Genomic DNA, 21,687 nt, shown 5'->3' with positions numbered 1-21,687 from the left:
ATCAAGAAACCATGAACAAGCTAATCATCGTCATTTTCCTCGCGTTCGGTATCGGATTTCAAGGGTGCAACTCGGCGTTTCTCGACCTCACACCCGATTCAGAACCCAATGCGAATGATTTTTATGAAACAGAAGAACAATTCGAGCAGGCCCTCAATGGTGCCTATCAGCCGCTACGGGCGCTGGTGGGCGAAAGTGGATACCTAATGGGTGAAATGCGGTCGGATAATACGCATTACGATTACTATGCGCCGGATCGGGGCATCCACATCATCAGGCGGGAAAATATCGACGATTTCCTCGATGACTCGCAAAACCAATGGTCAAATGGCTATTTCGACAACAGTTATGTCGGGATCGCTCGGATCAACACGATATTGGATCGGATAGAACAAGCGGATTTCAGCCAGGAAGCCAAGGATTTGATTGTCGGCGAAGCAAAATTCTTAAGGGCATATTATTATTTCAACCTCGTGCGTTATTTTGGCGGAGTGCCGTTGTTTCTGAAAGAAGTGCTCAAAGAAGAAGACGCTTTTTTACCGCGTAGCAGTGCCGAGGAGGTATATGATGTAGTCATTGCCGACGCAAGCGAGGCCGTTGCCAAATTGCCTGCTCCGTCATTTCCGCAAAATGGCCGGGCCAATAAAGGTTCCGCCTCTGTGCTGTTGGCCGAGGTTTACATGACCTTGCAGGATTTCGAGGCTGCCGAACCCCTATTGCGGAATGTGACGGCCATGGGGTACGGACTGTTGCCGAATTATGCGGATGTATTCCGCACGGCAAACAAAAACAGCCGGGAATCGGTGTTTGAAATTCAATTCCTGATGGGTGACCAAGGGCAGCAAAGCATGTTTATTTACTGGTTTGCGCCGAAGACCACCAACGTGGAATTGATTACCGGAGTTACATCCAATACGCTCAATTATGGTGGCTGGAACGTCCCCACCACCGACATGATGGAAGCGTATGAGGAAGGCGACACCCGCAAAGACGCCTCTATTGCGATGGCAGAGGGTGTCATCGCCGGCGATGGTAGTTTTGTCATCGAATCAGTGGAAAGCAGCGTGGATTACACAGTACCAACGGGCAAGGTGGCCAAGCCCTTCATCAAAAAATACATGAACCCGCACAACAGGGAGCGCAATACCGACGACAATTGGCCGGTATACCGTTATTCGGACGTGTTACTGTTGTTGGCGGAGTGCTTAAATGAAAATGGCAAATCTGCCGATGCACCCGAGTTGATCAACCAGGTTAGGAAACGTGCAGGTGCTGCCTTGCCTTCGGTTAACGCAACCGGGTATGAAGAATTGAAGGCGGTCATCGCACAGGAGCGACGCGTGGAGCTCGCTTTTGAGAATCACCGCTGGCACGACCTGGTCCGTACCGGACAGGCCATCGATGTCATGAATGCACACGGGGAGCGCATCAAGAATCAATATAACTACATCGTAGACAACGCCTACCAGGTTACTCCCGAGCGGTTGATTTTCCCCATTCCATATTTGGAAATGCAGTTAAACGACCAATTGGAGCAAAATCCAGGGTATCAATAATAAAAGCTTAATACTAATGGGTATACGGTTTTCCTTCCTGTGTTTATTAGTGCTGACAATGGGCAATGGGCTCGCAAGCCCGGTGCCGGTGGATTTGCGTGTCGACAAACGGGCTGAGCCGTTGGGTATTACCATGGAACAGCTCCATTTTGAGTGGGTGGTGCAGTCTTCCCGACGTGGTACAATGCAGCGTGCCTGGCAAATAAAACTTGCAGCAACTGAAGAAGGATTGGAAAAGGAAGCGGCGTTGATATGGAACCCCGGTAAAGTATGGTCCGATGAACAGCATTTCATCGATTACCGGGGCGCCCCGCTGTCTTCCGGTCAGCGGTATTTTTGGAAAGTACGTGTTTGGGATCAATCGGGCAACATGTCCGCTTGGAGTGCCACCGCTTCTTTCGTAACCGGTATCATCCATACCGCCGAATGGGAAGACAGCAACTGGATTGCTTATGAAGCGTTGCCCGATGCGCTTAGGGTGCTGCCTGGTGTGCATGGCGGAGGCGACCACCTGGGCGAGAAGGCCGTGAAGCGTGCAATCATCCCGCTTTTCCGTAAATCCTTTACGATTTCCAAATCGATTGAAGAGGCTTATCTGTTTATCTCGGGGTTAGGGCACTATGAAGCTTACCTCAATGGCGAAGGGGCAAGCGATGATTTCCTGGCCCCCGGGTGGACGGCTTATGAAAAACGTTGCCTGTACAATACCTATGCAGTAAAAGATAAGCTGCAACGGGGTGAAAATGTAATTGGCGCTATTGTGGGTACGGGATTCCGCTATATAAACCGCGAACGATATCGGAAACTCGTCAGGGCGGAGGCTTATCCGATGCTGCGCGCGAAACTGCTTATCCGATATGAGGACGGATCCGTCGAAACGATAAGCACCGACAGCACTTGGCATACGGATCCATCGCCTGTGACGTTCAGCAGTATTTACGGTGGTGAGGACTATGACGCTGGGTTAGAACAGGTAGGCTGGCACAATACAGGCTTTGATGCTTCCCATTGGAAGAACGTGATCCTGGTAGACGGGCCACAGGGCGAAATGTCGCCGCAAACGGATTATCCACTGAAGGTCATGGAAGCGTTCGAAGCTCAACACACTACGCGCATTGGAAAAGACTCCCTGCTTATCGACTTCGGTCAGAATGCTTCCGGTATTGTCAGACTGGAGGTAAGTGGGAGCAAGGGGGATAAAATCAGGATTTTTCCGGCGGAAGTGTTGGATAATGGCGGACTACCTTACCAAAAAGCATCAGGCGCTCCTTATTATTTCGAATATGTGTTGCGCGGCGAGGAAAGCGAATGTTGGCAACCTTCGTTTACCTACTATGGCTTCAGGTATGCGTTGGTGACCGTTGAAAGTGCCTTGCCGATGGAGGAAAGCAATATCCAGCTGACCATGCTTCATACCCGCAACAGCGCGCCCGACGTGGGTTCATTTACTTGTTCCAATCTGCTTTTCAATCAGATAAACGAGTTGATCCGATGGGGCATAAAAAGCAATTTAGCCAGTGTGGCTACCGATTGTCCACACCGTGAAAAGCTGGGGTGGCTTGAACAGACATATTTGATCGGCGCCTCCATGAGGTATAATTTCGACATATATAACCTCTATCATAAAATCGTAGACGATATGATAGCCGGCCAGTTGGCGAACGGATTGGTGCCGGATATCGTGCCTGAATATGTGCCTTTTGAGGGAGGGTTCAGGGATTCGCCGGAGTGGGGAAGCGCAGCCATCATCATTCCATGGTACCTGTATCAATGGTATGGCGATCGGTCCGTATTGGAACGGACTTACCCAATGATGACCCGGTATATGGCGTACCTGCAGCGCAAGTCGGAAAACGACCTGCTCGATCATGGACTGGGTGACTGGTTTGACCTGGGGCCAGACGATCCGGGGGTGTCTCAGCTCACACCGATCGGCCTCACTGCCTCCGCCATTTACTTCTATGACGCTAAACTGCTGGCGCAGGTGGCGTCGTTGCTTGGGCATGAAGGCGATAGCAAGCAATACGGTGCGCTTGCCGATCGCATCAGACAGGCGTTCAATGGCACTTATTTTGACGCGAAGAGGGCGGTTTATTCCACAGGTAGCCAGACATCGTTCGCCATGCCGCTGTATATGGATATGGTCGATGACAGCGTGCGGAAACGGGTAGAAGGTAATCTTGTTGATAGCATCATCGGCAATGACCGGGCACTTACGGCCGGCGACGTGGGGTATCGCTACCTGTTGCGTGCCTTGGAAACTGCGGGGGCCTCCCAACTGATTTACGAAATGAACAACCGTGATGATGTGCCTGGATATGGTTACCAGATCCGAAATGGTGCCACAGCCCTCACCGAATCATGGGCAGCACTGAAATACGTCTCAAATAATCACATGATGTTGGGCCATTTGATGGAGTGGTTTTATAGCGGATTATTGGGTATACGATCAGCGACAGGGAGTATCGCGTTCAAATCGATAACAATAAAGCCGGCCATCATTGCAGGTATGGAGTCCGCCAGCGGCAATTACCAATCGCCTTATGGGCCGATTGGTGTGGCTTGGGAAAAAGCGGAAAATGTGCTGGGGGTCCGAGTGGAAATACCGCCCAATACCACAGCAGTAGTTTACTTGCCTCGCTACGAGAATGGCCAGATACGGGAAAGCGGCGTAGACGTGAAGCAACATCAGGATGTCGAGGTTGTAGGACAGGATAGTGGCTATACAATGTTGAAAGTAGGGTCGGGAGCGTATACATTCAACGTGCCTATGGATTGAATTGCCCCGTTTGAGCATTCAGGTAAGTGCAGGACACTTGGTTTTATTATTTACGCTATCTTGCATGCGGATTATAAACCACTTGACTTCTTCATTAATTACCGTATTACCACATATGCAAAAACTCATGAAAAAGAATCCCTGTTTGGCATTTACCCTTGCCGTGCTGATGCTGGTCTCGGCTTGCCAGACCCAAGAGAAGCAGGATACTGAACAGGTAGAACTAAAACCTAAGGTCGAGAAAATCAATGTCGCTCCGGACTTTGTGGTGGAGCACCTCTACAGCCCCTCCGAAAATAAGAAAGGGTCGTGGGTGGCGATGACGTTTGATGACAAGGGACGGATGATCACGTCAGATCAATATGGTTCCTTATACCGGATCAATGTTCCGGAAATCGGAGCGGATACGCTGACAGCCGAGCCCGAGCGCCTGACAATTCCGGGGGATGAATGGAAGGACGACACCACGCAGACCAAAGTAGGGATGGGTTATGCGCAGGGACTGCTTTGGGCATTCAACAGTCTGTATGTGATGGTGAATCATCGGGGAGATGAAAAGTTTGAAAAGAGCAGTGGCCTTTACCGGCTAAAGGATACAGACAACGACGATCAGTTTGATGAGATTAAGCTGTTGAAGTCTTTTGACGGGGAAGGTGAACACGGACCGCACAGTATCATCCTGGCTCCGGATGGACAGTCGATCTACCTCGTGTTAGGTAACCATACCGACGTGCCTGAAATGGATAGTTATTTGTTGCCTGCTAACTGGGATGAAGACAATATTTTCCAATTGATTACAGATCCGAGGGGTCACGCCAACGACCGTATGGCACCCGGAGGATGGATCGCCCATACCGATTCATTGGGGCAGCATTGGCAACTGGTAGCGGCAGGGTTGCGGAATACATTTGACATCGCATTTAATGACGATGGAGAATTATTTGCCTATGATTCAGATATGGAATGGGACTTCGGAATGCCTTGGTACCGGCCAACGCGGCTCTTGCACGTAGCAAAAGGAGCGGATTTTGGTTGGCGGACAGGCAATAGCAAATGGCCTACTTATTATCCAGACGAGCTGCCGTCTTTACTCAATATCGGACAGGGATCTCCTACGAATTTAGTATATACTGGCAACGCTAGGTTTCCCGACAAATACCGCAATAGCCTGCTGGCTTTTGATTGGAGTTTTGGTATTGTATATGCCGTGCAATTGGAAGCGGATGGAGCGACGTATCGGGCGAAGGCAGAAGAGTTCCTTTCCGGTACCCCACTGCCGCTTACCGATGGTGAAATCGGTCCGGACGGTGCACTCTATTTCCTTACTGGAGGGCGGAGACTGGAGTCCGATTTGTATCGAGTGTCTTATAAAGATCAAGACAAGGTAAAAGAGAAACCGCAACGGGAAAATGACCTCACCGAGGAAATCGTATTACGCAGACGGATTGAAGGCTATTTTGAAAAGGGCCCCGATACGAATATCGTTGCTGAAGTTTGGCCTTATCTGAATCACGACGATCGGCACATCCGCTACGCAGCGACCATTGCGTTGAGACACCAGCCAATCAAGCTATGGGGCAAACGGGTGTTCCGTGAGCGGAATATCCGGACAGTAACAAACGCAATGACTGCAATGGCGAGGTCAGGTTACCCCCAATTGCAGTCAATCATGCTGCGTAAGTTGATGACTATTGATATCAATCGGATATCCAAAGACAACAAACTAGGTTTGCTACGGGCATTTGAGGTCATACTGTATCGAATGGGCAATCCTGAACCTGATCTAACCAACCGCATGGCCGCTTATTTTTCGGATGCTTATCCAACGACCGATAATGCGCTTAATCGGGAATTCAGCAAACTTTTGATCCAGATTGGAGCTCCTTATGCGGTGGAAAGAACGCTTTCATTGCTGGATAGTGCTAAAGACGATTCCACAACGATGATGGCAACCTTAACAAGCTCTTCTGATTTAATATTACGGAATCCGCAATACGGGATGGACATCGCCGGTATGTTGGCCAAGACGCCGCCTATGCAGCAGATTTACCTGGCCACGGCACTCAGTAAGGCCGATACGGGATGGACCCCTGAATCATACGAGCATTATTTTAAATGGTTTTATGATGCTTTTGGCTACAAAGGCGGCAATAGCTACATCGGTTTCATTGATGCAGCCCGTAAATTGGCATTGAAAAACGTGCCGGAAGATCAATTTGACCATTACAACACCATATCCGGAGATTCGCTTCTCGCAGCGTCCGGCAAGGATTTGCTTGAAAACATTGTGCCACCCAAAGGGCCTGGAAAAGCCTGGAAAGTAGACGAGGCGCAGAAAGCGGTAGAAGGAGATAAAGGCAAAAGAAATTATGAACAGGGTAAGTCTCTGTTTGCAGCCGTGCGTTGTGCCTCCTGTCACATGATGGGCGGAGAGGGAGGTGCAATCGGCCCGGATCTTACGCAGTTGGGAACACGTTTTTCTGTTCATGATATGCTGGAAGCCATTATTGAACCCAACAAAGTCATTTCTGATCAGTACGAGTCTAAAGTATTGGTATTGAAAGACGGATCATCAGTATTGGGTCGGTTAATCAGCGAAGAAGGGGATGTGTATTCGGTGTCGCAGAATCCATATGCGCCACAGGTATTGAAAGAGATACCCAAAAGCGATGTGACTGAAATACGGGTAGCAAAAGTTTCTACCATGCCTCCAGGATCATTGAACGTGCTTAATGAAGAAGAGTTGAAAGATTTGATAGCCTACCTGATGGCTGGTGGAAACGAAAATAATCCCGTTTATCAAGATAAGTAAAAAAATGGCTGGATGGAGCGATAAGATATCGAACCACCTGCAGGTGGGTGGGATAGAAACCGCGATTTTAGATAATGGACCTGGCAGGGGAACACGTATTGCTTGGATCAATACAGGAACCGGCCTGCGGTACAAAGTTGTCATTGACCGGGGTTTGGATATCGCCGATGCGTGCTATAATTCCCATAGCTTGGTTTGGTTGAGCCATGTAGGGGTGGTGGCACCCAATCCCAGTGGATATCGGGGTATCGAGTGGCTCAACGCATTCGGTGGCGGCTTGCTCACCACCTGTGGGTTGGATCATGTGGGCGGACCGGAATCGGACGAATTTGGGGAGCGGGGGCTTCACAGTCAATTTAGTGGCTTGCCCGCTACCATCGAATCCATTATCCAGCCCGATCCGGCTGCGGGGCAGTTAGACATGAGTATCACGGGTATTGTTAAGCAATCCCGGCCATTGGGTATGCAGCTCGTGCTACGGCGCACCATCTCCGGTAGACTGGGTGATCCCGCTATCTATATCCATGATGAGGTTATTAACCACGGCAATACGCCCGCGCCACACATGCTGCTTTATCACATGAACTTGGGCTGGCCATTGGTTGATGAAGGTGTGGATATCTGCTGGCGCGGCCCTTGGGAGTCACGCGAAGGTGCCGGTAAGGCGAAGATTTTTCAAGCTGGGCAACCTTTCCGAAAGGGGAGCCCGCCATTGAAAGATCACATGGGAAGTGGCGAGGAAGCGGCTTTTATTGATGTGGAAGCGGATGATGACGGAATATGCTGTTGTGGAATCCATAATCCACATATCGGTATCGCATTGTCCATCGAATTCAAAAAAGCCCAGTTGCCCTGGCTGACCAACTGGCAGCATTGGGGGCCGGGAGAGTGTGTGGTGGGGTTGGAGCCGGGCACCCATCCGCCCATTGGCCAGGCAAAAGCCCGGGAGAACGGTTCGCTTATTTTGCTGGAACCACGCGAACGTAGGGAATATGAGGTAACGGTCCGAATCGTGGACCAAGCGGCTGATATTGCCGGTTTTTTACAACGCACAACAAGCAACTAGTGTAAATGTTGATTCAGATACGGTGTTTCAGTACGTAATTCGTTATCTTAGAACCATTGTAATAACCCCATTATCAATTATATTCATGAACACAGTAAGGAAAATAGTATCACTCATTTTGCTAATCACGATGGGTGGTTTAGCCGGTTGTTCAAACAGCACCGCTACGCAGGAGCCGCAACCCGATGCAGAACAATGGGTTACTTACCAGGGCGACGACGGTCCTGGAAAGGGTAAAAGGATCGTTTTGATCAGCGGGGACGAAGAATATCGATCGGAAGAAGCGTTGCCTATGTTAGCTCAGTTATTGGCTAAGCGATTTGGCTTTACATGCACCGTGTTGTTTTCGGTGGATTCGTTAACCGGAGAAATCGATGCAAATGAGCAGTCCAATATTCCCGGACTCGCTAGTTTGGAGTCCGCCGATCTGATGGTGATTTTTACCCGTTTCCGTGAATTGCCTCCGGATCAAATGCGGTATATTGACGCATATCTCAAAGCAGGGAAGCCGGTAGTCGGCTTGCGCACGTCCACGCATGCATTTCATTATGCAAAGAACCCCGGTGATCCGTATGCAAAATATGATTTCCAAAGTACCGCACCAGGTTGGGAACAGGGATTTGGCAAGATCGTTTTGGGAGAAACTTGGGTAAGCCATCATGGCGACCATGGCAAAGAGGGTACACGGGGCTTAAATAATGAGGCCGCCGCGGCCAATCCGATACTGAATGGTGTCGCCGATATCTGGGTGCCCACGGATGTTTATACCGTCGGGCCGTTGGAAGATGCTGATGTGTTGGTTTACGGACAGTCTACCAGCGGAATGACAGCGGATGCACCCATCAACAAAGATAAAGCGGCATTGCCCGTTGCTTGGACGAGGAACTACACGATCGAAGGCGGGAAAGAAGGGAAAGCGTTCACGACAACCATGGGGGCGTCGATCGATCTGTTAAATGAAGATTTGCGAAGATTACTCGTCAATGCTTGTTTTTGGGCAGTTGATCAACCAATCCCGGAAAAAGCAGATGTGGCATTCGTTTCTTCCTATCAACCGACGATGTTTGGCTTTGACAGTTTCAAAAAAGGCAAGTCACCCGCAGACTACAAATAAATTATTTCATCTAATCAAGACAACATGTTACCAATTGGCGTCAATACTTTTTTACTGACCTCGCCCTTTACGAATGAAAGCATCGATATTATCCGGCAATTTAAGGACTGGGGCAGCGATGCGATCGAAATCGCGCTCGAGGATGCTTCCCATATAGATCCTCATCTGATCAAGCGGGCATTGGACGACAACGGTCTGCGCTGCTCTTCCATCTGCGCCGCGATGGGCCCCGGTCGGGATCTGCGTGGTACCAAAGAAGAACAGCAGAATTCCATCGACTACATCACTCAGGTGCTGGATGTGATGAGCGTATTGGACTGCCCGGTAATGGTGGGGCCACTTTATTCTACCGTGGGTCGGGCGGAGCAAACGACGGAAGACGATTATAAGGCGCAGTGGGATATTGTCGTGAAGCATTTGAAAACATTGGCATCCCGTGCTGGTGACTTGGGGAAGAAATTGGCAATTGAGCCCTTAAATCGGTACGAAACCGATTTTATCAATACCTGTGAGCAAGCGCTGAAACTGGCAAACGCTGTGGATCATCCGGCGGTGGGCCTCCTGTTGGATACGTATCACATGAATATTGAGGAGAAAGATTCGGCGGCAGCAATCCGAAAGGCAGGGAAACACCTGTTGCATGTGCATGCGTGTGGTTGCGACCGGGGAGCGCCCGGAAACGACCACATCGATTGGGTGGGCATTCGAGATGCATTGAAAGAAGTTGATTACACAGGTAGCCTGGTCATCGAATCGTTTACACCAGCAGTTAAAGTAATCGCCAAAGCAGCGTCCATCTGGCGGAACTTCGAGCCTTCCCGCGAGGCCATAGCCGTTCAGGGAATCTCGTTTTTGAGGTCGCACTTTGGTGCATAGTATTTCCGATAAAAAAAGGGGCAACGTAATCGTTGCCCCTTTTTTTATTGCGCTATTTTCCAATTCGTCATTTCGAGAGCGGATGCGCTTTGAGCAGTTCTTCGGGATGGTAAAAGCCTTTCTTGTCGGCAATCGCAGCGCGTATGGCTTTCACCTTTTCGGGGTCTACAGGAGTGCCTTTATTGCCAAAGGAGTTTTTCACATACGTAAGCACCGCAGCTACTTCCTCATCGTTCATCAGGCCTCCAAATGGCGTCATGGGCACTTGTCCGGTATATTGGTGGCCCAGTAATTCCATGGGCCCCAGCATACCTTTCAAGGTCAGTTTGATCAGGCGGTCGTCGTTATCCAGCCAAGGGCTGCCGGCCAGCGGCGGGAAGCCCGAACTGGGAAGCCCCTTCCCGTCCGATTGATGGCACGTCTCGCAGAATCCGTCTTGCGCGTAGAGCAGATGGCCTTTTTTATACGATTCCAGATCCTTTCCTTTTAAATCGGTCGCCGCTGTCTCCTCTTTTTTGGTTGGCCCATGGACTTCTCCATTCAACCGAGCGAATGCGACTCCATAGGCATCCGTCATCCAATCATCGAGTGGTTTCTTCGCTGCCTCATCCAGAATGGCCAACCCCGGTTCTTTATCCAGCCAGGATGCCGCTACCAGCGCTTCCAAACGGACTCGCCCATGTTCGTCACTTGCAGCTTCCTTCAGTAATTGGGCTTGATCGGCAACCTGATGGCCTGTGTAACGTAACACACGTACAGCTGCCGCGCGGACCCGATAGTCGTCAGCATGCAGTAGTTGGCGAAGCAACGACTGATCCACTCGATTAAGCCCCCAACTTACCCATAACCCTTCCAGCAGATGATGTTCGTAACGGGGATCATTTTTATCGAGGTTCTTGACCCAGGTTCTAAGGTGCGCCAATACCTCGGACGAATCACGTCCACGGAGTTCGCGGCGCGTACGATAGCGGGATCGGTATTCAGGCAACTTCAGATTGTCCAGTAAGGTATCGATAGGTGCGTCGGCGATTAAAGCGGGCTTGACCAATGGGCGCGAAGGGTAGGTAACGCGATAAATACGTCCATGCGTATGGTCACGCAGGGGATCTCGTTGGTTGTGTTGCATGTGTCCGATCAATACATTATGCCAGTCAATGATATACAGCGAACCGTCGGGTGCAAATTCGAGATCAACCGGGCGGAAATTGGGGTCCTCGGAGCGTAGCAGATCTTGTCTGTGACGACTTTTATATCCCGTTCCGTCGTCTTCCAACGTGTGCTCTTTCGTGCCCAGAAAGCCGATCGTGTTGTTGATCAGGTAATCGCCCTGCACCTCATCCGGAAAATGACGACTTGAAATGAATTCTAGTCCCGAAGTCGGGCGCACCTGATGGGCTTCCTCCACCAGGTTCCTCGATTTGGGCGTGAATATACCATAGATCGGTTTGACGGTACCCGGCATCATCCAGCTTACGGCGGGGCCCGAAGTCTCGGCATAAAAATTCTGCCCCCAATCGTCAAAGGCAATACCCCATGGATTTGGAACGGAAAGCTGGGCGAATTCCAGTTTGTGCCGGTTGGGATCGTAACGGAAAAAGCCTCCGTTGGTGGTACGCACGGTACCATAAGGAGTTTCGATATCACTGGCGAGGAATACACCCGTCCCCATATAGATGGCACCCGAGGGATCCACGGTATAGGCGTGGTGCGCGTGGTGGGTGTCGTGGTCGTCGAACCCACTCAGCAGAATTTCTTTTTTGTCGGCTTTCCCGTCCCCGTCCGTATCGTTGAGCCGGACAAAGTCGGTCCCCTGCGAAACATAGACACCTTCCGGGGCGATCTCAAATCCTACGGGCAGATGCAGACTGTCCGCAAAAACCGTTTGCTTGTCGGCCTTGCCGTCGTTGTTGGTATCTTCAAAAATGAGGATCTTGTCGTTGGGCTTGGGGTCCCCCGGCTTCCAGTGCGGATAGGTAGGCATAATCGCTACCCAAAGGCGCCCCTGATTATCAAAAGACATTTGCATCGGCTTTTCAAGTTCGGGAAACTCTTCCTCGGAGGCAAAAAGTTCGATTTTGTAGCCGGGTGCCAGCTTGAATTTACCAAGTGCCTCTTCACCATAGAGGTACCTCGGAACGCCATTGTTGCTCGGTACGTAGTTTGTTTTTACTTCGGGAAGTTTGGTGGTCAGCGCGTCGGCGCTGTCCAGATCAAACCGTTCTCCTTTGACCGCTTTCCAGATTGCTTCATCGCGGATCGCTGTCATTTCCCTGATTTTGGCAATTTCAGCGGGATAGTTGTCCGGCCCAAACGGATCGTACCGCCGACCATATGCTTGAACACCGTTGGGCATTTTAAAATCTTTATGCCACATCCAGTTTTTCTCCATTACTGCGGCATGGACGGATTCCCGATGGGCATTGCTTTTTACTTTTTCGTTGCCAAAGACAGCGTTTGCCAAGAGCACGGAAAACTTCTTGTACCCCTCTTCATTGAGTTGCAGGCCGTCGATGGTCCATTGCCGGTCACCTTTATCAAAGAGCTTCTTAAACGGTGTATACATATCCACGAAAAGCACATGATTGCTATCTGCCACAGCTTTCATGGCCTCGGTGTACATCGAGAGGTGTTCGTTTTCCGTTTTACCATCAGGAAGGTCGTATTTATCCGACAGATCCTCGAATGCGATAGGTGACACGAGCGCAAGTTGGGGAGCCGACACTCCGTTGTATTGTTGCTGCAAGGTGTACTTGACAAACGCATCGAGTTCGTTTTTATAGCGTTGAAGCCCCGCTTCGCCATCGAAAGATTCCACTGCGCCAAAAAAAGCAACGATGATGTCTGCCTTGTGGCGGGTGAGCCACTGGTCAGGCGTTTCAAAATGACCCACTAAATTCGGATCATTTGTCAGTTCCGTCTGGAACTGCTCAGCGCCCGGAAATGCCCAAGGTGAATTACGGCCCGAATGGGGCCGGAATCCGGGTGTATTGCCGCCATCACTCATGTTGCGGATATACAACAGGCTATCCGGATACCGGAGTTGCATTTCCGTTTCAAAGTAACCGAAATCCATCATCCGCGATCCGAGGTTGTTGCCGATTGAAATGATGTGTGCCCCTTTCTTGAGTTTCAACGCAGCCGAGTTGGAGCCGGTGCATTGAAGTAGGCACACGGCGATTGCGACTGCCACAAGAAGCGTAGCTGTGCGATTAGCATCACTTCCCTTTTTTGTTTGTTTCATCCGTCTATTAATTTATTTATTTCTGCCTTCAAGGATACACGAGCTCGCTCCGTGAGTCAGCGTTCAATGGTCAGTACCAGCACCTAAGTACAAATCTTCCGGAATCATTACCCTCAACGATTAAGCAAACCACAGCAAGAATGAAACCTGAGTAACTAGAAGCACGCGAAATTGTACTATTTCTTAACTAAGTTTATAACGATAATGGTATGCTACTCCTGATAAACGAAGATAAAGTTTTTTTTTCATCATAACTGTCATGGTCTATCCTTGTCTTCATGGCGCAATTGGATAAATAGCTTTATGATTTGTACAAAATCGGCTGTTTGCTGCACTGAGTAAATTTTTAAAGATGAAAGCAGGAAAGTTCAGGACGGCAATGTCAGTTTCTAATTTTAACTTTGGTTTGAAAGAAAGGGGTGTGGCAGATTAAAAGAGTGGCGGATAAATGGACTCTTCTCTTGACACAGTTATAAGCAAAAAAGTAAGAATTTCCATTAAAACGCAAGTAGAAGCAGAAGTTGTGCGTTTTTTACTGATTAATGGGTATCTTCCGCGCAGATTTTGATGCGCTATTCGACGAAGCATCGAGTGGTAAATCAAAAGAGGGAAAATTAATTATGATTAATCAATTAAACAATTAAACATGAACGAAAACGTTAACAGGGGTGCTTTATTCAACGGATCTTGTTTCGCCCTGATTACAACTGCTTTTACCTTTTCAATCCGGGCGGGAATTCTTCCCCAACTTGGCGAAGAATTCAGCTTGACTGCAACCCAACTGGGGGTTATTAACTCCATGTTCTTCTTTGGATTCCCGATTTCCATGATTATCGGCGGGTTAATCTACCATTCTTTCGGTGCCCAAAACATCATGCGCGTTGCCTTTTTAGCGCACACTATTGGTATTATCATGACCATCTATGCCGGCGGTTATTCAACATTGTTGATTTCCACCTTGTTTATTGGTTTCGGTAACGGCTGTACCGAGGCCGCCTGTAATCCGATGATTGCAGACATGTATTCGGGTGTGAAGATGGATAAGATGCTGAATAGGTTCCACATGTGGTTTCCCGGAGGCATCCTGTTGGGCTCCTTACTATCGCAAGCCATGACGGCTATCGATTTCACCTGGCAAGTCCAGATGTGGGTTACTATGGTTCCGACCATTATATACGCCATACTGTTTTACGGCAAGACGTTTCCAAAACCGCTTGTGGAGGCTGCCACGTCATTGGCACAGAACCTTAAGGCGATGGTTACACCCACGTTTATCTTCTTGTTTGTCTGTATGTTCCTGACGGCAATATCGGAATTCGGCCCCAATCAATGGGTGAGCGTAATCATGGCTAGCAGCGGCGCTGAGCCGATGTTGATTCTGGCACTGACAAGTGGGTTGATGGCTGTTGGAAGGTTTTTTGCCGAACCCGTGGTTAAAGCATTCGGACAGACCGGCGTACTTCTAGGTGGCGCTATTTTAACGGCTATCGGTATCTACATGTTCAGTACGGTCACTGGGCCGCTCGCCTATGTGGCTACCGTTATTTTCGCTATCGGCATATGTTATTTCTGGCCGGTAATGGTAGGGGCGGCTGCGCAGCGGGTGCCTAAGAGCGGTGCGTTGGGTATGTCCATCATCGGTGGTGCGGGTATGTTTTCCTCAGCAATTTTTCAGCCGTTTATTGGCGGCTGGATTGACACGGCAAGAGCCGAAAATGCGGCTGAAGGACTTACAGGTTCCGCTTTGGAGCTTGCAACCGGTCAAGATGCATTGGTCAACATGCTATCGTTTCCCGTTATTCTGATTGTGCTATTTACCATATTCTTCTTTTGGCAAAAAAAGGTAACTGAAAAGACTGCTCAAACTGGTGCAGCCCAACAGTCGATACATTAGCGATAACTTTTGATTATTGACTAGGTAGCCAGGGCGCTATCGGTCGGCTATTTTGATACAAAAATATGCCGGAGTGGATAAGTACGTTTAAAAAAATGATAAATAAATGCTCAAAAGATATTGAATGCTTGTGCTTTGCTAACGTTTGTTTATAACAGATACTAATATAATAACAGTTCGCTAAATATGATTTAGGCGGGGTGGAATGGGGTAAAGGTTGCTGGGTGGTCGTATGGCTGATAACTAAAGGGCGCGAATCGGACACTATTTCGATAAGCGCCCCCATTCTTCTCTGCATCAAAGGTTCTCAATGTAACAATTGATCGAAGTGTTAATTTATAAACCAACTAGTTATGACAACATGTAAAACAGGGCAAATCAGTAACAGCGGTCGTTTACGGTCAAAACGGCCGATCTGGCAAAGCAGCATAGCGTACGTGTTTATGCTGCTCTTTACGGGTGTGATTCAGACCGGATGGGCCGAACCTTATCAACAACAAACAATCAGCGGGAAGGTGACCGATGCATCAAATCGGCCGATCAATGGCGTCACGGTCGTTGAAAAAGGCACCAACAATAGCACGAGTACAAACGATCAGGGAACGTACACCCTTGTCCTACAACAAAGTGAGGAAGCCGTATTGGTCTTTTCCGGAGTGGGCTATACATCCCGGGAGGAAGCCGTTAAAGGCGCAGCGCTAGACATCGTGCTGGAATCGAGCCAAACGGATTTGGATGAAGTCGTGGTAATCGGATATGGCACACAACGCAAGTCCGACCTGACCGGTGCGGTGGGTACAGTGCGGGCCGACGCGTTGCAGGAACGGCCGGCATCGTCGCTCAATCAGAGCCTGGCCGGCCGGGTAACCGGGGTAGCGGTGTCGTCAAACTCAGGCAGACCCGGCGGGAGGACCAATATCCGGATACGTGGCGCCAGCTCCATTAGCGTATCCAACAATCCACTATATGTGATCGATGGGGTTATTTTAACCACAGCTGGACTTCAGAACGGCAGCACACCGATCGATTACCTCAATCCGAATGACATTGAGTCCATTGAAGTACTGAAAGATGCTTCTTCTACCGCTATCTATGGAGCACGTGGCGCCAACGGGGTGATCATGGTAACTACTAAACGGGGAACGTCCGGCGGCGGTGGACTAACCTATGATTCGGATTTCAGCATCGGTGTGGCTCCCAAACTGTTGCCGATGCTGAGCTCCGAAGAGTTTCTTCGGGTGGAGGAAATCGCTTATGCCAACGCTGCGAAATTTGATCCCGATGGCTGGGAAACCGGTACGAAGTATGACGATCCGCGGAGCAAACGGACCAACCCTCTGCTTTTTGATGAACAAGGGAATCCCTTGTATAACACCAATTGGCAGGAAGTTGCATTCCAAGAAGCTTTTTCGCAAAATCATCAATTGGGATTTACGAACGGAAATGAAACAGGAAGTTATGGAGCATTTCTGAATTACCGTAACGAAAATGGAATAATAACAGGTTCATGGCAGAAGCGGTATGCCGGGCGCTTCGTGTTTGATACGCAGCTCAAAGAATGGTTGAAGGTAGGGGGAACATTGGGATACAATGATCAGAACGAAAAGCAAATCGACCAGCTGGATGGGGGCGGTATTACGATGGTGCGGCAGATTCTCGAGGCCTTGCCGATCATTCCCGTACATTATGCAGATGGTTCGTGGGCCAGTAACCGGGATTATCCGGGTATGGAAGGTGGTGATAACCCGCTTCGCGTAGCCGATGAACGGCTGTTTTTCCTCCGTACGCAAACCATGTTGGGCAACATGTACGCCAATATCCAGTTGGCCGAAAACCTGGAATTACGATCTACCCTTGGTACGAACGTCATCAATCAGCGCAGGGATTATTTTGCTGCGGCGGGGATGCAATACATCTCCACCAACGGTAACGCGTCGGTCATCAACAATCGGTTCAATTCCTGGCAGTTTGAAAACTACCTGACCTACAATAAAGAATTCAATGAAATTCATTCTTTGAATGCCATGTTGGGGCTTTCCTGGCAACACGTTGGCCGATTCGAAAACGAAGCCAGCGCAGAGGGATTTACGGATAGTTACTTCCAGTTCAACAACCTGGGGGCTGGAGCGACGGCATTGGCGCCACGCTCCGTTGCAGAAGGATACGGCCTCAATTCCTATTTTACTCGGTTAAACTACGCACTGCAAGGCAAATACCTGGTAACATTTACCGGTCGGGTAGACGGGTCGTCCAAATTCGGTGAGGAAAACCAATATGCGTTTTTCCCCTCGGCGGCTTTGGCATGGCGGGTCAGCGACGAATCCTTCATGGATGATATGCCCGCTATTTCCAACCTTAAGATCCGTGCAAGCTACGGGGCTACGGGCAATTCCGAAATTCCCGCCTACCGGGCGCTTGCGGGCATGAATAACTATCCGGTTATTTTTGACGGGTCGCGCGAAATCGGCATCGGTGTCGGACGGATGCCCAACCCGGATCTGCGATGGGAAAAGACCCACCAAGTGGATGTCGGTTTGGAATTGGGACTCTTTTCCAATCGGGTGAATCTCGAAGTGGACCTCTATCGCCGGAAGGTCGACGACATGTTGTTGGATGCACCACTACCGCAAACCAGTGGGTATTCCAGTATCTTCACCAACATCGGCAGCATGGAAAACAAGGGAATAGAAGTCGGGTTGAATACCACCAATATCCAGTCGGATGACTTTACGTGGAATACGATATTCAATATATCCATCAACAAAAATAAGGTGCTGGAGCTTTCCGGTGGCAGCGACATTTTCCCCGGGGCGGCAACCATTGTCCGGGTCGGTGAGCCAGTGGGATCGTTTTTTGGGCGGAAGCACCTGGGAACTTGGTCTACAGCCGAAGCCGAAGAAGCGGCAACCTATAATGCATTGCCGGGCGACGTCAAGTTTCTGGACTTGAATAACGATGGTGCTGTTAATGACAACGACCGGACCATTATCGGGAAAGGCGTTCCGGATGGATTCGGGACCCTCCTCAATACATTCCGATACAAAGCCTGGTCATTGACCATAGATTTACAGTTTATGTATGGGAATGATGTGCTCGACCGGAGCATCCACTCCGCAGAAGACCGGCAGGGCATCGCAAACAGTTATAAAACGGTGTTGAATGCTTGGACAGAGGAGAATCAAAATACCCCAATTGCACAGATACGGCCCATTCCGGCCGGTTATGATACGTATGACGATAGCCACAAGGTAAGCGATGCCTCTTTTATACGGGGTCGAAACCTGCTGCTTGGGTATGTGGTGCCCGCACAATTTGCATCCCGGTTGAAGCTGCAACGACTGCGAATCTTCGGATCGGTTCAAAACTTTTTCGTTGCTACCAAATACAGTGGTTTCGATCCGGAGGTATCCAATTCCAGTTCCGCATTTGGTCAGGGATACGGATTGTATGATTATCCCCGTCCTCGGGTATTCATGTTGGGTTTAAATATTGGTTTGTAATGGCTTGGGCAACTAAAAACGAAAAAGTGATGAAAACAATAGCATTAAAATATATGGCGGTGGCTCTCGGAATGGGAACATTCGCATTGGGAGGCTGTTCTGAATTCTTGAACGAAGCGGATCCCACTAATTTTACCGTTGAACAATATTTCACCAAGCCCGAGCACGCCCGGAGCTCCGTGAATGCCATTTACGCAAGCATGCGCGATCCATTGGGCAGTGGTTTTAATGGCGGGGCGTGGATGATGACCGAGTTTGCCACCGGATTGGCCGCTACCGACCTCGGGCAGGCTGCGAATAGCTATTTTGTCAAAGACCTAAACAACACTTCAGATAACGGATATGGCGCAACGTATTGGCAAAGTTACTACCGGGGCATTACCAATGCCAATCTGTCGATCGCCAAAATTCCCGAAATCACCATGGACGAGGCGGAGGCTACACGGTTACTGGGTGAAGCCCATTTTTTGAGGGCGTGGTATTATTTTGAGTTGATCCGGATGTTTGGGCATATTCCACTGATTACCGAACCCGTAAATCTGGAATCGGAGCAGCTTCGGCCATCGCAGGCCGATCCGGAAGCGGTTTACGAGTTGATCGTGCAGGACCTTACGACGGCGGAGGCATCCGGAATGCCCTGGACAGACGCTTCGGGTCGCGTAAACTTGGGTGCCGTCAAATCCCTGTTGGCGGAAGTGTACTTAACCATGGCTGGTTACCCGCTACAGAAAGGCGAAGCCTACTATGGCTTAGCCGCAGAAAAGGCTAAAGAGGTGATGGACTCCGAGGAATTTGAGCTGTTTAGCAGCTACGATGACCTGCATGATCCCAGCACGAAAAACATGGCGGAAAATATTTTCATGATCCAGTTTGCAACCCAATTGATTCCGGGCAACTGGCAGGTTTCCATCATCCCCTATAATAAGAACATTTCCAAGTATTCGGATGAAACCGGAGGTATCTATGCCACGGCAAATTTTGTGAGATCCTATGAGGCGGGCGACCTGCGTGCAAAAGAAAAACAATTTTTCTATACCACATTTACCCACGAGGATCGACGGGATGAAGTGGTGGAGCTTGGTGGATATTTTATTTGGAAGCATTTCGATGAAGTTGCCCAAACCAGTTCGGGAAACAGTGATCTCAATTGGCCCGTTATCCGCTATGCGAATGTGTTGTTGACGTATGCCGAGGCGGCGAATGAGGTAAATGGTCCGACAGCCGATGCCTACCAGGCGGTCAACGCCATCCGATCGCGGGCCGAATTGGATGACCTCGAAGGCTTATCAAAGGAACAATTACGGGAAGCCATCTGGAAAGAACGCTGGTACGAGCTGTGCTTTGAAAACAAGACGTGGTTCGACATGGTCCGCTTACGGAAAGCCTTCAACGTAGGAACCAAACAGTTTGACAACTATGTTGGGCATAAATTTTCATATGGGCCGGTTTTGAAAGAGCGGGAATTGCTGTTTCCCATACCAACCAGCGAGGTACGGAATAATACAAATTTGATACAAAACGATGGGTATTAATGAGCAATAAGATTCCCGTTTATAACGTATAATAGTTAAATTTAAACATAAATTATCAATAATCAAATGGAAACAAGTAAGTTAGCGAAGAGTTCATTGGAACAGGGGGAAGGGATATTACGCCTGGCTCCGACGTGGGTACCCCGGTCGTTCTGCGTACCGGGCCGCCGGATCAAGCTTCATCCCGACGATTACTATGTACTCGGTGGAGCACGTGGGGGCATAGATGAGCGTTGGTTTTCATCGACAACCCCGGCGAAAAATGGTCCGTTGACGGGAGAAAACGAAGGGCTTAGTCCGGTAGTCTATGAAGAGGGCGGGCGCACCCAGCAGTTTCTATTGAAGGATGCAGTTGACGAGTTGAAAGGCGAACTGATTGGCTCCCGTCTTTGGGATGAATACCAAAGTTGGCCGATTTATTCTAAGTTTTTTGATAACATGGGCCCTCTACCTCATCACGTACACCATAACGATGAAAAGGCTGCGCTCATCGGACAAAAAGGTAAACCGGAGGCTTATTACTTCCCGCCGCAATTGAATAACCATGGAGGTGATTATCCATACACGTTTATAGGCTTGGCACCGGGCACAACCAAGGATCAAATCCGCGAATGTCTTGTCAACTTCACGAAGGGCGACAATAAGATCACGAATTATTCACAGGCGTACCGCCTTGAGCCGGGTACGGGATGGGATGTTCCTCCGGGGTTGCTTCATGCACCCGGAAGCCTCTGTACTTATGAACCGCAAAAGGCGTCCGATGTGTTTGCGATGTACCAATCCTTGGTGAACGAAGCCATCATCCCCGAAGAATTGCTGTGGAATGGCACACCGAAAAATAAAATCGGTGATTTTGACGAACTGATCGATGTGCTGGACTGGGAGCTGAATCTTGATCCAAATACCATGCAGAACCGGTTTATGGCGCCGATTCCGGTACAGCATGAAGAGGAAATGCGCAATGCCGGTTATGTTGAAAAGTGGATATGCTATAAATCGGATGCGTTCAGCGCGAAGGAATTGACCGTATTACCGGGCGCAACAGTGACCATCCGGGATGCCGCGGCTTATGGAATGATCATGATGCAAGGACATGGCACCATGGGCGTATGGGACATCGAAACGCCGGCGCTGATCCGTTATGGCCAGTTGACGCACGACGAATACTTCGTGAGCGAACGTGCAGCACAGGCAGGAGTGAAAATAGTGAATCGCTCGAAAACAGATCCAATCGTCATGTTGAAACATTTTGGTCCGGGGAATCCAGACTTGGTGTTGTCCTAATCGATACCGTGGTATATCGACGAATAAAAAGTA

Annotated in this window: 11 protein-coding genes; 10 read left to right on the top strand and 1 reads right to left on the bottom strand. The window is 49.5% G+C overall.

Annotated features, from left to right (window positions below):
- Positions 1-11 precede the first annotated feature (11 nt).
- The 6 genes from IEV98_RS01765 (at position 12) to IEV98_RS01740 (ending at position 10,203) form a co-directional block, all read left to right on the top strand.
- Positions 12-1,556, top strand: a complete 1,545-nt coding sequence (locus IEV98_RS01765; RefSeq protein WP_188504217.1) for a RagB/SusD family nutrient uptake outer membrane protein — start codon at positions 12-14, stop codon at positions 1,554-1,556.
- 16 nt (positions 1,557-1,572) lie between these two features.
- The gene (locus tag IEV98_RS01760; RefSeq protein WP_188504216.1) at positions 1,573-4,335 is read left to right on the top strand and encodes an alpha-L-rhamnosidase; all 2,763 of its coding nucleotides are present in this window, start codon (positions 1,573-1,575) and stop codon (positions 4,333-4,335) included.
- A 127-nt stretch (positions 4,336-4,462) separates the two neighbouring features.
- Positions 4,463-7,147 carry a c-type cytochrome gene (locus tag IEV98_RS01755; protein ID WP_188504215.1) on the top strand — a complete coding sequence of 895 codons (2,685 nt, stop codon included), beginning with the start codon at positions 4,463-4,465 and terminating at the stop codon, positions 7,145-7,147.
- The gene (locus IEV98_RS01750; RefSeq protein WP_229738518.1) at positions 7,110-8,213 is read left to right on the top strand and encodes an aldose 1-epimerase family protein; all 1,104 of its coding nucleotides are present in this window, start codon (positions 7,110-7,112) and stop codon (positions 8,211-8,213) included. Before IEV98_RS01755 ends, IEV98_RS01750 begins: the two co-directional genes overlap by 38 nt.
- 85 nt (positions 8,214-8,298) lie before the next feature.
- The gene (locus tag IEV98_RS01745; RefSeq protein WP_229738517.1) at positions 8,299-9,327 is read left to right on the top strand and encodes a ThuA domain-containing protein; all 1,029 of its coding nucleotides are present in this window, start codon (positions 8,299-8,301) and stop codon (positions 9,325-9,327) included.
- 24 nt (positions 9,328-9,351) lie between these two features.
- The gene (locus IEV98_RS01740; RefSeq protein WP_188504213.1) at positions 9,352-10,203 is read left to right on the top strand and encodes a sugar phosphate isomerase/epimerase family protein; all 852 of its coding nucleotides are present in this window, start codon (positions 9,352-9,354) and stop codon (positions 10,201-10,203) included.
- A gap of 67 nt (positions 10,204-10,270) precedes the next feature.
- Here IEV98_RS01740 and IEV98_RS01735 read toward each other — a convergent pair whose 3' ends face one another.
- The gene (locus tag IEV98_RS01735; protein ID WP_188504212.1) at positions 10,271-13,444 is read right to left on the bottom strand and encodes a PVC-type heme-binding CxxCH protein; all 3,174 of its coding nucleotides are present in this window, start codon (positions 13,442-13,444) and stop codon (positions 10,271-10,273) included.
- A 646-nt stretch (positions 13,445-14,090) separates the two neighbouring features.
- Between IEV98_RS01735 and IEV98_RS01730 the strand changes: the two genes are divergently transcribed.
- The 4 genes from IEV98_RS01730 to IEV98_RS01715 all read left to right on the top strand — a co-directional run bounded on the left by IEV98_RS01730 (position 14,091) and on the right by IEV98_RS01715 (position 21,654).
- Positions 14,091-15,338: an MFS transporter gene (locus IEV98_RS01730; RefSeq protein ID WP_188504211.1), complete on the top strand. Its 1,248-nt coding sequence runs from the start codon at positions 14,091-14,093 to the stop codon at positions 15,336-15,338.
- A gap of 353 nt (positions 15,339-15,691) precedes the next feature.
- Entirely contained in the window at positions 15,692-18,838 is a 3,147-nt protein-coding gene (locus IEV98_RS01725; RefSeq protein WP_188504210.1) for a SusC/RagA family TonB-linked outer membrane protein, read from the top strand.
- A gap of 29 nt (positions 18,839-18,867) precedes the next feature.
- Complete coding sequence (locus IEV98_RS01720) at positions 18,868-20,370, top strand: RagB/SusD family nutrient uptake outer membrane protein (protein WP_229738516.1); 1,503 nt, start codon at positions 18,868-18,870, stop codon at positions 20,368-20,370.
- Positions 20,371-20,436: 66 nt separating this feature from the next.
- Positions 20,437-21,654 (top strand): cupin domain-containing protein, encoded by a 1,218-nt coding sequence (locus IEV98_RS01715; RefSeq protein ID WP_188504209.1) that lies wholly within the window; start codon positions 20,437-20,439, stop codon positions 21,652-21,654.
- Positions 21,655-21,687: the final 33 nt, after the last annotated feature.

The sequence above is a fragment of the Parapedobacter pyrenivorans genome, from assembly GCF_014636865.1.
GTDB classification, from domain to species: domain Bacteria; phylum Bacteroidota; class Bacteroidia; order Sphingobacteriales; family Sphingobacteriaceae; genus Parapedobacter; species Parapedobacter pyrenivorans.
This window is presented reverse-complemented; position numbering and strand designations above follow the sequence as displayed.

What these genes read in the sequence shown, in the direction of transcription:
- IEV98_RS01725 (WP_188504210.1), top strand. Translation starts at nt 15,692, where the DNA reads ATGACAACATGTAAAACAGGGCAAATCAGTAACAGCGGTCGTTTACGG.
- IEV98_RS01735 (WP_188504212.1), bottom strand. Translation starts at nt 13,444, where the DNA reads ATGAAACAAACAAAAAAGGGAAGTGATGCTAATCGCACAGCTACGCTT.
- IEV98_RS01740 (WP_188504213.1), top strand. Translation starts at nt 9,352, where the DNA reads ATGTTACCAATTGGCGTCAATACTTTTTTACTGACCTCGCCCTTTACG.
- IEV98_RS01720 (WP_229738516.1), top strand. Translation starts at nt 18,868, where the DNA reads ATGAAAACAATAGCATTAAAATATATGGCGGTGGCTCTCGGAATGGGA.
- IEV98_RS01715 (WP_188504209.1), top strand. Translation starts at nt 20,437, where the DNA reads ATGGAAACAAGTAAGTTAGCGAAGAGTTCATTGGAACAGGGGGAAGGG.
- IEV98_RS01755 (WP_188504215.1), top strand. Translation starts at nt 4,463, where the DNA reads ATGAAAAAGAATCCCTGTTTGGCATTTACCCTTGCCGTGCTGATGCTG.
- IEV98_RS01730 (WP_188504211.1), top strand. Translation starts at nt 14,091, where the DNA reads ATGAACGAAAACGTTAACAGGGGTGCTTTATTCAACGGATCTTGTTTC.
- IEV98_RS01765 (WP_188504217.1), top strand. Translation starts at nt 12, where the DNA reads ATGAACAAGCTAATCATCGTCATTTTCCTCGCGTTCGGTATCGGATTT.
- IEV98_RS01745 (WP_229738517.1), top strand. Translation starts at nt 8,299, where the DNA reads ATGAACACAGTAAGGAAAATAGTATCACTCATTTTGCTAATCACGATG.
- IEV98_RS01760 (WP_188504216.1), top strand. Translation starts at nt 1,573, where the DNA reads ATGGGTATACGGTTTTCCTTCCTGTGTTTATTAGTGCTGACAATGGGC.